The following is an 11,679-nucleotide window of genomic DNA, read 5'->3' as shown; positions in this document are numbered from 1 at the left end:
CAGTAGCGATTTCCTGAAGTCAGGGTAGACTAGGCGCACTTATAAAAGGATCAGGGCGCCGGCGGGGGCGATGTTGTTCCCTTCACTCCGGCATCCGGACGCTGTAGAAAAATAACTCCATGAATTTATTGAAATCACTGGCTGCTGTCAGTTCCATGACCATGTTCTCGCGGGTGCTGGGTTTTGCCCGCGATGCGATCGTCGCCCGCATTTTCGGCGCCGGTATGGCGACGGATGCGTTTTTTGTCGCCTTTAAGCTGCCCAACCTGCTGCGGCGTATTTTCGCCGAGGGGGCCTTTTCCCAGGCGTTCGTGCCGATACTGGCGGAATATAAAACCCAGCAGGGCGAGGAAGCCACCCGTACCTTTATTGCTTATATCGCCGGCCTGCTGACCCTGGCGCTGGCCTTGGTGACGCTGGCCGGCATGCTGGCCGCGCCCTGGGTTATCATGGTCACCGCGCCGGGATTCACCGATTCGCCGGATAAATTTATCCTGACCTCGTCCCTGCTGCGCATTACCTTCCCTTATATCCTGCTGATTTCGCTGGCGTCGCTGGTGGGCGCCATTCTCAATACCTGGAACCGTTTCTCGGTGCCGGCGTTTGCCCCGACGCTGCTTAACGTCAGCATGATCGGTTTTGCGCTCTTCGCCGCTCCGCACTTCCATCCGCCGGTGCTGGCCCTGGCCTGGGCGGTGGTGGTGGGCGGCGTGCTGCAGCTCGGCTATCAGCTGCCGCACCTGAAAAAAATCGGCATGCTGGTGATGCCGCGCATCCAGTTTAAGGATGCGGGGGTCTGGCGGGTGCTGCGCCTGATGGGGCCGGCGATCCTCGGGGTATCCGTTAGCCAGATTTCATTGATTATCAATACTATTTTCGCTTCCTTCCTGGTCTCCGGCTCGGTCTCCTGGATGTATTACGCCGATCGGCTGATGGAATTCCCATCCGGCGTGCTGGGCGTGGCGCTGGGAACCATTTTGCTGCCTTCGCTGGCGCGCAGTTTTTCCAGCGGCAACCATGACGAATATTCCCGCCTGATGGACTGGGGGCTGCGGCTGTGTTTTGTGCTGGCGCTGCCCAGCGCCGTGGCGCTCGGGATCCTGGCGAAAGCGCTTACCGTATCGTTGTTCCAGTACGGACGCTTCTCGGCTTTCGACGCCGCCATGACGCAACGGGCGCTGATGGCGTACGCGGTGGGGCTTATCGGCCTTATCATGGTGAAGGTACTGGCGCCGGGGTTTTATTCGCGCCAGGATATCAAGACGCCGGTCAAGGTGGCGATCGTGACGTTAATCATGACACAGCTGATGAACCTGGTGTTTATCGGCCCGCTCAAGCATGCCGGGCTGTCGCTGTCCATCGGCCTGGCCGCCTGCCTGAACGCCGGTTTGCTGTACTGGCAATTGCGCAAGAAAGACATGTTCCAGCCCCAGCCGGGCTGGTTGCCGTTTCTGGTGCGCCTGATCATCGCGGTGGTGGTGATGGCGGCAGCGCTGCTGGGCATGCTGTGGGTGATGCCCGACTGGGCGCAGGGTACGATGCTGGCCAGGCTGCTGCGTCTGGCGCTGGTGGTGGCGGTGGGCGTGGTGGCGTATTTCGCCACCCTGGCGGCGCTGGGGTTTCGTATCAGGGATTTTGCCCGCTCGGTCAGCTGACTCCAGCTTGCGCTGAGATCCTGGGTGTTTAACGCTGTTCACAGGGGCGTGGCTCACATCCCTGTGAGCCACGCCAAGTACGCCGGCGGCGGCGTCGCGATTGCCGATGATGCCCGCCGCGCGGCGTGGGTTCGCCCGCGGCTACATCCGCTCGACGGTCTGGATGCCCAGCATCTCCAAGCCCTGCTTCAGGGTGCGTGACGTCAGCAGCGCCAGCTTCAGGCGACTTTGCATAACGCCGCCATTATCGGCGTTCAGGATTGGGCAATGCTCGTAGAAACTGGAGAACAATCCGGCCAGATCGTAAAGATAGGTGCACATGACATGAGGCGTGCCGTCGCGGGCCAAGACGGTGATGGCTTCCTCGAACTGCAGCAGGCGCGCCGCCAGCAGCGTTTCCTCTTCTTGCTCCAGCCGGACCGGCGACGTCAGCTGGCTTTCATCCAGTCCGCTGCGTTTGAATACCGACGCCACCCGCGTATAGGCATATTGCATATAGGGCGCGGTGTTGCCCTCGAAGGCCAGCATATTGTCCCAGTCGAAGATATAGTCGGTCGTGCGGCTCTTGGACAAATCGGCGTATTTTACCGCGCCAATGCCCACCACCCGCGCCAGAGTTTCCAGCTCGTCCGGCGACATGGCCGGATTTTTCTCGGCAATCAGCCGGCGGGCGCGTTCCAGCGCTTCATCCAGTAAATCGGCAAGCTTAATGGTGCCGCCGGCGCGGGTCTTAAACGGTTTGCCGTCCTTGCCGAGCATCATGCCGAACATATGGTGTTCCAACGGAACCGACGGGGGCACATAACCGGCTTTGCGCACGATGGCCCAGGCCTGCATCAAATGCTGGTGCTGGCGGGAATCGATATAATACAGCACCCGGTCGGCCTTCAGCGTTTCGTAACGGTATTTGGCGCAGGCGATATCGGTGGTGGTATAGAGGTAGGCGCCGTCCTTCTTCTGGATGATGACCCCCATCGGCTCGCCTTCCTTGGTCCTGAACTCTTCCAGATAGACCACGGTGGCGCCGTCGCTTTCCACCGCCAACCCCTTGGCTTTCAGGTCGGCGACAATGCCCGGCAGCATGTCGTTATACAGGCTCTCGCCCATGACGTCCTTGCGGGTAAGGGTCACGTTCAGGCGATCGTAGACCTGCTGGTTTTGCGCCATGGTGATATCCACCAGCTTGCGCCACATTTGCCGGCAGTATTCATCGCCGCCCTGCAGTTTGACCACGTAACCGCGGGCGCGCTCGGCGAAATCGGCGTCTTCGTCATAGGTTTTTTTCGCCGCGCGGTAAAATTCTTCCAGGCTGGATAACTGCATCTCCGGCTCGCCGCGCGACTGTATTCTTTCCAGATAGGCTATCAACATGCCGAACTGAGTACCCCAGTCGCCCACGTGATTGGCGCGGATCACCCTATGGCCGAGAAACTCCAGCGTGCGCACCGCCGCATCGCCGATAATGGTGGAACGCAGATGGCCGACATGCATTTCCTTGGCCACGTTCGGCGCGGAGTAATCCACCACGATGGTTTGGGGTTGCACGGGGGTAATATTAAGCCGCGGGGAATCCAGCGCGGCCTCGACCTGGCGCGCGAGCCATTCCCGGTCCAGGAAAATATTGATAAAGCCGGGGCCCGCGATGTCGATCTTCGCCGCAATGCCGCCAAGATCCAGCAGCGAAACCACCTTTTCCGCCAGCTGGCGCGGCGGCATGCCGAGGGCTTTGGCGACCGACATCACGCCGTTGGCCTGATAATCGCCGAACTGCGCCTTGGCGGACTGGCGCACCTGCGCTTCGCTTGCCGCGGGCGCGCCGGCCGCCGTCAACGCCTGACTGACTTTGTCTGAAAGAAGAGCCTGAATATTCACCGTATTACCTTTCTTACTAACGCTGGACGCGGGGGGAACGCCTCCCCGTGTTTCCGGCTACCTGATAAGCCGACCGCGCGCCGCGGCGGGGGGCTAACCGCCGGGCGCGTGTCGAAAAGTAAAAGAAACACCGCTTATACCATAAACGGCGCGTCGCGTCAGTATGACCGGCCTGGTCAGTGTCAAGTTAACGTGGGGCGGGGGCTGGATAGAAGGTCAGCAACAAGGCGATTCACCCCGCGGTGGGGCAAGCGGGGGCTAACGATTGCGTGATTTTCTGGATGCGCCTAACTGATTGCGATTCCGGGTGCGTAAATGTTGAAGTATTGAAAATACCGCAATAACAACAAGTATTATGCACAATGTTAATAACATCATAATTATATACTCAGAATAATACCGATCTCGAAAATAACGTAATTACCTGGCGTATACAATCCATCAAAAGCGCTTTAAGATAATACTGAGCATTTAAAGTTCATTGCTAATAAATGACATCAGCGGCGCTTACGCATGCCGTCAAGCGGGTAAGTTAATATAAAAAAGTGTTTTTGGTAAACATCATTAAAGAAACATTAAGTTATGTATCAAAATAAGATATTTCTTAGCCTGCGTTATTTTGGTGCGTTAATTTTAGTCCTACTTTAATTAAGGGAATGAGGATGCATTGGACCGCCGTGCCGCAATTAGCGGATCTTGTCACTGATTTGACCTATTTTGAACAGCGGCTGTCGGCGCTGGCCGCGCGCCTTCATCTGGAATTGGCCGACCATTATGTCGATCATATCGCGCTGCGTTGCCATGAGGACGCCACGGCGCAGCGCTGGTTCGACGGCTGGCGGCAGTGCGGCCAGTGCCTGAAAAAAAACGACGTCAATGGTCGCGCCATCGCGCTGCTGGCGCTGCCGTCGCCCCTCGCCGTTGGGCCGCTGCGCATCGGCTGCGTGGAACTGCCCTGGCCGGGGCCGCGCCGTTATCCCCATGAAGGCTGGGAGCATATCGAAATTGTCCTGCCCGGACCGCCGGAAACGCTGGCGCGGCGGGCGCTGGCGCTGCTGGCCGATTCCGCCCTGGGGGCGCCCGACATCAGCCTGAAACACAGCGCGCCGGCGGGGGCGGGAGAACGGTTGCCCAATCCGACGCTGGCGGTCACCGATGGGCAGGTCACGATTAAGTTCCACCCCTACAGCCTGCGAGCCATCGTGAGCGATGAGGCGGACGGGCGCCGTTAGCCAAGCGCCTGCACCGCCCGTGCCATGCGTTCCACGGCCTGCACCAGCAGAGCGCGGGGGCAGCCGAAATTCAGCCGGACAAACCGGGGATCGCCAAAATCCGCGCCGGGGGAAAGACCGACGCCCGCCTGCTCGAAAAACCGCTGGGGATTGTCCACCCCAAGCCGGCCGGCATCGATCCAGGCCAGATAGGTGGCTTCCGGCGCCGCCATGCTTAACCCCGGCAGGGTATTGATGCGCGCGGCCAGCCAATCGCGGTTACCGCGCAGGTAGTCGAGCTGTTCCTCCAGCCAGGGTTGGCCGTCGCGCCAGGCGGCGGTGGCGGCGACATATGCCAGCACATCCACATTCGGCACAATGCCGCTGCGCTGGGCGATAAATTTCATACGCAGCCGCGCATTGGGGATAATGGCCAGCGAGGCGCCGAGGCCGGCGATATTAAACGACTTGGATGGCGACATCAGGGTGATGGAGCGCTGTTCGGCATCCTCGCCGAGCGATCCGAACGGGATATGCGCCACGCCCGGTTCCAACAGCAGATCGCAGTGAATCTCGTCGGAACACACCAGGAGATCGTGGCGCTGCGCAAACGCCAGGTGCTGCGCCAGCTCCTCGCGCCGGTAGACGGTGCCGCCCGGATTATGCGGATTGCATAACATCAGCAATTGCTCCGATCCATCCATCTCCGGTTCGATCGCCGCCAGATCCACCCGCCAGCGTTCCTCCGCCAGGACCATCGGCGCCAGGCGCTGTCCCCGTTCCGCGCCGCGCGCCGCCGCGCGGAACGGCGGATATATCGGCGCGGGAATCACCACGCTGCTATCCGCCTGCGTCAGCGCGCGTACCGCCAGGTTAAGGCCGCTTACCAATCCCGGCAAAAAAACCAACCATTCGGGTTTGACGCGCCATTGATAACGCGTGAGCATGCGCTCGACAAACAGCGCGGCAAGCTCCGCGGGAGGTGCGCCGTAACCAAATACGCCGTGCTCGACGCGCGCGTGCAATGCTTCGATAATACAAGGTGGCGAACGAAAGTCGGTGTCCGCTACCCACAGGGGGATCACGTCCCGATCGCGATACTTTTGCCATTTATAACTGTCGCTGTGACGTCGGTCGATACTTTCGTCAAAGTTGAATGCCATAGTTATTTCCTTGGGTGATAAATAAGAAATTATCGCGACTGCCATAGGCCCGTGTTTTAAATGCCTGTTATCCTGGGGCGTCTATAAGGAGTATACAATGCCTAAACTGGAAGTCTGCTGCTATAGCCTTGAGTGCGCAATAACGGCGGAGCAAGCGGGAGCGGACAGAATCGAGCTGTGCTCGGCCCCGAAAGAAGGGGGGCTGACGCCGTCGCACGGCACGCTCCGGCTGGCGAGGGAGCGGCTGGCGCTGCCCGTTCATCCCATGGTGAGGCCGCGGGGCGGGGATTTTTGCTACAGCGAAATTGAGTTTGACAGCATGCTTAACGATTTAGCGGCCATACGCGCCATGGGATTTCCCGGCGTGGTGGTCGGCGTGCTGGACGAGGAGGGGCATATTGATTTGCCGCGCATGCGGCGCATCATGGCGCAATGTACCGGCGTGGCGGTGACCTTTCACCGCGCTTTCGATATGTGTATCAACCCCTACCAGGCCCTGCAGCAGTTAACCGATCTCGGGGTGGCGCGCATCCTGACCTCCGGCCAGCAGCAGAGCGCCGAAACAGGTTTAGCATTATTAAGGGAACTGAACGCCCAAAGCCGTGGTCCAATCATTATGGCAGGCGCTGGCGTGCGATTGACCAATTTGCATAAGTTCCAGCAAATCGGCATCCGTGAACTGCACAGTTCCGCAAGACAGGTGGTTGCTTCCGGGATGCGTTACCGCAAAGCGGGTGTAAGCATGAGCGTCGACAATGAAACGGATGAATTTACCCGCTATTGCGTCGACGGCGATATGGTGGCGGCGATGAAGCATGCGCTGTCAACACCTTCATCCGCGCACCGGCCGGCCTGACCGCTGATTTTGCCGCGCACACGAACTAACCCACGTGATGCTTGCAAGTACCAAGCCCCGGACTCTTTCTTGGGGCTTTTTTTTATCCGCGGCGCGGCAACGTCAGGGCTTGCGGGCAATCACCACGGCGCGCAGCGGGGCGGGGTAGCCTTCGACCGTCAGCCTGGGGTCGTCGGGATGCAGGAAATCGGCCAGCGATTCGCTGGTCATCCAGGCGGTGCGCCGTTGTTCGTTGGTGGTGGTCAGCGACATATCCGCCAGCCGTACCTGTTCAAAGCCGCATTTTTCCAGCCATAACATCAGCGCGCCGGGGGAAGGAATAAAAAAGACGTTGCGCATCTGGGCGTAACGTTCCCCCGGCACCAGTACCTGCCTGTCGTCGCCTTCGACCACCAGGGTTTCCAATACCAGCTCGCCGCCGCTGACCAATTGGTTCTTAAGCTGCAGCAGATGATCCAGCGGCGAGCGCCGGTGGTACAGCACCCCCATGGAAAATACCGTGTCGAAGGCCGCCAGATCGGGTAATTGCTCGATCCCCAGCGGCAGCAGATGGGCGCGCTGATCCCCGCCCAGCAGTTTACGCACCGCCTCGAACTGGCAGAGGAACAGCTGCATCGGGTCAATGCCCACCGCCAGCTGCGCCCCCGCGCCGACCGCGCGCCACAGGTGATAACCGCTGCCGCAGCCCACATCCAGGATAACGCGTCCGGCCAGCGGGCTGATATGCGGCGCGACCCGTTCCCATTTCCAGTCCGAACGCCATTCGGTATCGATCTCGATATCGTAAAGGGAAAAGGGACCTTTACGCCAGGGCATCAACTGGCGCAATAAGGACTCGACGCCCTCTTTTTGCCCCGGGGGCAGCGGCGCTTCGCCCTGCGCCGTCACGCCGCGCAGCAGGTCCAGGCGCCGGGGCGTCAGCAGGGGCAGGCGCTCGACGGCGTTAAACCACTGGCGGAACTTGCCGTGCAGCGCGTCATGCTGCCAGGCGCTCAGCTGCGCGGGCAGGGTATTCAGCCAATGGCTCAGCGGGCCTTTGGCAATCAGCTGATAAAAATCACCAAAATCCGTCACGCCGCGTTCTCCGGTTTCACGGCGATCAAAGAACCGAAATTAAAGCACTGGAACCAGACCTCGGCATGGCCGAAACCGGCCTGGCGCAGCCTTTCCTTATGGGTTTCCACCGTGTCGGTGAGCATGACGTTTTCCAGCATGCTGCGCTTTTGACTGATTTCCAGTTCGCTGTAGCCGTTGGCCCGCTTAAAGTCATGATGCATGTTGAACAGCAGTTCGCCGATGCCCGCGTCGGTAAAACTTAACTTTTCGGACAGCACCACGGCGCCGCCGGGGTTAAGCCCGGCAAACACGTGGTCGAGCACCCGTTGGCGATCCGCCGGCTCAAGGAATTGCAGCGTGAAGTTCAGCACCACCAGCGACGCGTTGGTAATCGGCACGTCGCGGATATCGGCTTCGATAACCGTGACCGCCGTCGCGGCGCGAAACGACTCGATATGCCGGCGGCAGCGCTCCACCATGGCGGCGGAATTATCCACGGCGATAATACGGCAATCGTCGGCGGTGATGTTGCGGCGCATGGACAGGGTGGCGGCGCCCAGCGCGCAGCCGAGGTCATACACCTGCGACCCGGGGGTGGCGAATCGTCCGGCCAGCATGCCGATCATGGCAATAATGTTGGAGTAGCCGGGGACCGAGCGCTGGATCATATCCGGGAAAACCTCGGCTACCCGCTCGTCAAAGGTCCAGTCGCCCAATTTGGCAATGGGCGCGCAGAAAAGATTATCGTGGTTTGTCATCGGAATATCGGGGTTGTTCAGGGTAAGCCGTTATTCTAACAGATTAGCGGCACAAAGCATGCGTCTGCGCGCCCTATGCCGCCGGCGGTTTAACGCCAACTGAAAACCAGCTCCCAGGGCAGATACCAGAGGTTGAGCAACACCATCATGATAAGCGACGCATAAGTGGCGCTCATGCCGGTGCGGCGCCAGCTGAATTCCCGCTGGCGCAGGCCCAGAGAGTGCATGATTCTGCCTGCCATCAGCATCAGCCCGCACAGATGCAGGGTCCAGTTCGGCGTACCGTTCATTTCCATGATCACCAGCAGCACCAGACCGATGGGGATATATTCCACCGCATTGCCGTGCACGCGGATCGCCGTCTGCAGTTCATAAAATCCACCGTCGCCGTAGGCCACGCGATATAACGTTCGCAGTTTAACGACATCCAATGATAATTTAATCAATAACATGGCGCCGAAAACCACGTAAAGCGCACTCACCATCTCTAACTCCATTTCCCAGAAAACGAGCAGCGGGCAAATAATATCCCGCCCGTGCAGCGCTGTCGTTAAAATCCTGCTTAAAATAACGGTTTTGCCAAGGTTAAAACAACGCGTCCTGCTGCGGCCAGGGAGGGATCGGCCCGAGTCCGCCGATCCTGGCCGCCAGGGACGGCCACACTTGTTGGGCCAGGCGCGGCGCGTGGCCGATGTCCGGCGTATGGATAAACAGAAAAGGGGTGCGGCTTTGCGACCATAACGCCAGTTTATCCAGCCAGGGTTGAAACAGCCGCGCGCTGTCGTCGATATCGTCGTTGCCGATAAACCGCACCAGCGGCCGATCGCCGGTCAGCACGGCATGTACCGGCACCTTGGGCTTTTGCCGCCGCGCCGCCAGCATTGCGGGCGAGGTGCCGGCGCCCTGATGCACCGGGCGGCTGTCGAGGATCACCCGGCTGACGCCGCGCTGTTGCAATCCCCGGTTAAGGCGCCGCTCGTCGTCGCCCTTGGCGAAAAACAGCGGGTGGCGCACTTCCACGCCATAGCTGAACGCGCCGGATAAGGCATCGAGAAATGCCCACAGGTCGCCGAGTTGCGCCGGGCCGAAGGCGGCAGGCAACTGCAGCCAATACTGGCCGATGCGCCCGGCCAAGGGATCCAGTACCTGGTAAAATTGCGCCAGCGGCGCGCGGAAATCGCGCAAGCCGCCCTGGTGGCTGATAGCCGCGGGAAACTTGAAGCAAAAGCGAAAACCGTCGGTGGTCATGGCGTGCCAGTCATAAACCCGCGCCGGATCGGGCAGGGCATACAGCGTGGTATTACCCTCGACGCAGTTAAAATAACGGGCATACTCCGCCAGGCCGGTAATGCCGATGGCGTTCCACGCGCTATGTTGCCATTGCGGCAAGCCGATAAACATGAGAGTTAATCATCCTTAGCGTAAGCGGTTGATAAAATATCTTAGCATATTAATAATAACAGATGAATGCTATAGCTGCACGGTGCCCCGTATTTATGCTGCCCGCGCGCCGGGGACGGGCTAATACCGCGCGCAGCGAGGCTGCTATTTTTACCATGGCCGTTAATACAACACTACTGCATAATAAAAATAAACACGACATAATGGATTGTCCGATGAAAATTAAATCTCTTTTTTAAGAAATTTTAAATGCTTTGAATTATTGGAATTGCAACTTGAGGAGCGCCTCAATGTTATTATTGGCGATAACGCCACGGGTAAAACCCGTATTCCCTTCGCCATCGCGTTTGCCATGGGCACTTTTTTATCGGCATCAGAAAAGTCACCGGCGCCCTGGCAATACGTACGCTGCGACAGCAGGGAAACAGGAACGTCCGGACGGGGAACCCGTTGCATGACCCACTGCCGTTTAACGTGGCGCCCAGCCATACCCGGCAAGAACATGTTGTCGCTGGGTTTACGGATTATAGAGAAAAATCGAATTTATGGATAATCCTGTCCCGGCCTATTTATTAACCACGGAGAGAAAAAAAGATGATAATGCGACCGCGTAATACCGCGTGTTCACCGCTGGGAAAAGGGAATATATCCCCTATGGCCAAGCCATCGGCAATTACTGTAGCTATTGCGAGCACCGCAGCTACGCCTGCGGTATTGATGTGCCACATCTCCGGCACAAAAAAAGCCAATATATAAAAAGGCTACATTTAGAGTCCATTTTTTGCTGGCCTGTAAAAATCGCAACGCGGTAACCGGCGTCAATGTCGTAAGCGGCCAGTTTTCCCCACCGTCAGCAATACGTTCCCTATTTTCGCCTATCAGGGGGATGGCCCGGCCATCCCCCTGATAGCCTGAAAGATAAACGCTGGAGCGGGCACCGGGCCGTCCTGGCGCCAGCCTGCGCCGGTGTACCGGCGCGGTATCCCCGCACAGGCTAGAAGGCGGCCAGAACGTCGTCGGTGGAGCGCACCCGGCTAATGCGCGGGAAAATGTTTTGCATGCTGCCGTCGTGCTGCTCCTGGTTATGGGCGCTGCAGGCATCCTCCACCAGCACCAGCTCGTAGCCCATTTCCCAGCCATTGCGCGCGGTGGATTCCACGCCGATATTAGTGGCGATGCCCCCCAGCACCACGGTGCCGATGCCGCGCCGGCGCAGCTGCAAATCCAAATCCGTGCCGTAGAATGCGCCCCACTGGCGTTTTTGGATGCGGATATCGCTGTCCTGCACGCCCAACTGTTCGGGGAATTCCCACCAGTCTTCCGGCAGGCTTCTTGCCCCCGTGGGCGCATCCACCGTTTGTTTCGGCGCATCGCCAAAATCCGGCGACCAGCCGACACGCACCAGGAACACCGGCGCGCCGGCGGCGCGAAAGCGCGCGGCCAGGGAGGCGGCTTTCGCCACCACCTGTTCACCGCTGTATGGACCGCCGGCAAACGGCAGGATCCCTTGCTGCAGATCAATCAGTACCAGCGCGGTGCGCGCGGGGTCGAGTTTAAGCATAAAATATCTCCGGTTGATAACAATACCCTCGATCCAGGCCGCAGCCTGTTCATATCGCCACCGCAAGAGGGTATGTTATCCGGGTGGGGGGATGACAGCGCCCAAAGGTGAATTTTTGTTAATAAATATGTTAATGAATAATTATT

The 11,679-nt window shown here is 59.0% G+C and carries 11 protein-coding genes; 4 read left to right on the top strand and 7 right to left on the bottom strand.

Features of this window, described 5'->3' with window-relative positions; translation table 11 throughout:
- The first annotated feature begins 119 nt into the window (after positions 1–119).
- On the top strand, positions 120–1,655 hold the full coding sequence (murJ, locus tag ACL2XF_RS09990; RefSeq protein ID WP_410015360.1) for a murein biosynthesis integral membrane protein MurJ: 1,536 nt from the start codon (positions 120–122) through the stop codon (positions 1,653–1,655).
- Positions 1,656–1,796: 141 nt separating this feature from the next.
- On the opposite strand, the gene argS is transcribed toward murJ, so the two are convergent.
- Positions 1,797–3,527, bottom strand: coding sequence for an arginine--tRNA ligase (argS, locus tag ACL2XF_RS09985; protein ID WP_413722634.1), 1,731 nt, complete (start codon positions 3,525–3,527; stop codon positions 1,797–1,799).
- 662 nt (positions 3,528–4,189) lie between these two features.
- Between argS and ACL2XF_RS09980 the strand changes: the two genes are divergently transcribed.
- Positions 4,190–4,759 carry a VOC family protein gene (locus tag ACL2XF_RS09980; protein ID WP_410015358.1) on the top strand — a complete coding sequence of 190 codons (570 nt, stop codon included), beginning with the start codon at positions 4,190–4,192 and terminating at the stop codon, positions 4,757–4,759.
- Here the strand turns inward: ACL2XF_RS09980 and ACL2XF_RS09975 are convergent.
- Positions 4,756–5,901 carry a MalY/PatB family protein gene (locus ACL2XF_RS09975; RefSeq protein WP_410015357.1) on the bottom strand — a complete coding sequence of 382 codons (1,146 nt, stop codon included), beginning with the start codon at positions 5,899–5,901 and terminating at the stop codon, positions 4,756–4,758. The genes ACL2XF_RS09980 and ACL2XF_RS09975 overlap by 4 nt on opposite strands.
- A gap of 97 nt (positions 5,902–5,998) precedes the next feature.
- On the opposite strand from ACL2XF_RS09975, the gene cutC reads away from it, so the two are divergent.
- A complete protein-coding gene (gene cutC / locus ACL2XF_RS09970; RefSeq protein ID WP_410015356.1) occupies positions 5,999–6,757 on the top strand; it encodes a copper homeostasis protein CutC in 759 nt (252 codons plus the stop codon).
- A 102-nt stretch (positions 6,758–6,859) separates the two neighbouring features.
- Here cutC and cmoB read toward each other — a convergent pair whose 3' ends face one another.
- The 4 genes from cmoB to ACL2XF_RS09950 all read right to left on the bottom strand — a co-directional run bounded on the left by cmoB (position 6,860) and on the right by ACL2XF_RS09950 (position 9,972).
- Positions 6,860–7,831, bottom strand: a complete 972-nt coding sequence (cmoB, locus tag ACL2XF_RS09965) for a tRNA 5-methoxyuridine(34)/uridine 5-oxyacetic acid(34) synthase CmoB (protein WP_410015355.1) — start codon at positions 7,829–7,831, stop codon at positions 6,860–6,862.
- Positions 7,828–8,571: a carboxy-S-adenosyl-L-methionine synthase CmoA gene (gene cmoA / locus ACL2XF_RS09960; protein ID WP_410015354.1), complete on the bottom strand. Its 744-nt coding sequence runs from the start codon at positions 8,569–8,571 to the stop codon at positions 7,828–7,830. Before cmoA ends, cmoB begins: the two co-directional genes overlap by 4 nt.
- A gap of 89 nt (positions 8,572–8,660) precedes the next feature.
- Positions 8,661–9,056 (bottom strand): MAPEG family protein, encoded by a 396-nt coding sequence (locus ACL2XF_RS09955; RefSeq protein ID WP_410015353.1) that lies wholly within the window; start codon positions 9,054–9,056, stop codon positions 8,661–8,663.
- Between the two features lie 100 nt (positions 9,057–9,156).
- Positions 9,157–9,972, bottom strand: coding sequence for a DUF72 domain-containing protein (locus ACL2XF_RS09950; protein WP_410015352.1), 816 nt, complete (start codon positions 9,970–9,972; stop codon positions 9,157–9,159).
- A gap of 226 nt (positions 9,973–10,198) precedes the next feature.
- Between ACL2XF_RS09950 and ACL2XF_RS09945 the strand changes: the two genes are divergently transcribed.
- Positions 10,199–10,525, top strand: a complete 327-nt coding sequence (locus tag ACL2XF_RS09945; protein ID WP_413728800.1) for an AAA family ATPase — start codon at positions 10,199–10,201, stop codon at positions 10,523–10,525.
- A 441-nt stretch (positions 10,526–10,966) separates the two neighbouring features.
- Here ACL2XF_RS09945 and ACL2XF_RS09940 read toward each other — a convergent pair whose 3' ends face one another.
- Positions 10,967–11,533, bottom strand: a complete 567-nt coding sequence (locus tag ACL2XF_RS09940; RefSeq protein WP_413728521.1) for a hydrolase — start codon at positions 11,531–11,533, stop codon at positions 10,967–10,969.
- Between the last annotated feature and the right edge of the window lie 146 nt (positions 11,534–11,679).

It is taken from the genome of Sodalis sp. RH19, assembly GCF_047324215.1.
Lineage (GTDB): Bacteria > Pseudomonadota > Gammaproteobacteria > Enterobacterales > Enterobacteriaceae > Acerihabitans.
Note: the sequence above shows the minus strand (reverse complement) of the source record. Positions and strands in the feature narration are given on the sequence as shown.

What these genes read in the sequence shown, in the direction of transcription:
- murJ (WP_410015360.1), top strand. Translation starts at nt 120, where the DNA reads ATGAATTTATTGAAATCACTGGCTGCTGTCAGTTCCATGACCATGTTC.
- ACL2XF_RS09980 (WP_410015358.1), top strand. Translation starts at nt 4,190, where the DNA reads ATGCATTGGACCGCCGTGCCGCAATTAGCGGATCTTGTCACTGATTTG.
- ACL2XF_RS09975 (WP_410015357.1), bottom strand. Translation starts at nt 5,901, where the DNA reads ATGGCATTCAACTTTGACGAAAGTATCGACCGACGTCACAGCGACAGT.
- cutC (WP_410015356.1), top strand. Translation starts at nt 5,999, where the DNA reads ATGCCTAAACTGGAAGTCTGCTGCTATAGCCTTGAGTGCGCAATAACG.
- cmoA (WP_410015354.1), bottom strand. Translation starts at nt 8,571, where the DNA reads ATGACAAACCACGATAATCTTTTCTGCGCGCCCATTGCCAAATTGGGC.
- ACL2XF_RS09955 (WP_410015353.1), bottom strand. Translation starts at nt 9,056, where the DNA reads ATGGTGAGTGCGCTTTACGTGGTTTTCGGCGCCATGTTATTGATTAAA.
- ACL2XF_RS09950 (WP_410015352.1), bottom strand. Translation starts at nt 9,972, where the DNA reads ATGTTTATCGGCTTGCCGCAATGGCAACATAGCGCGTGGAACGCCATC.
- ACL2XF_RS09940 (WP_413728521.1), bottom strand. Translation starts at nt 11,533, where the DNA reads ATGCTTAAACTCGACCCCGCGCGCACCGCGCTGGTACTGATTGATCTG.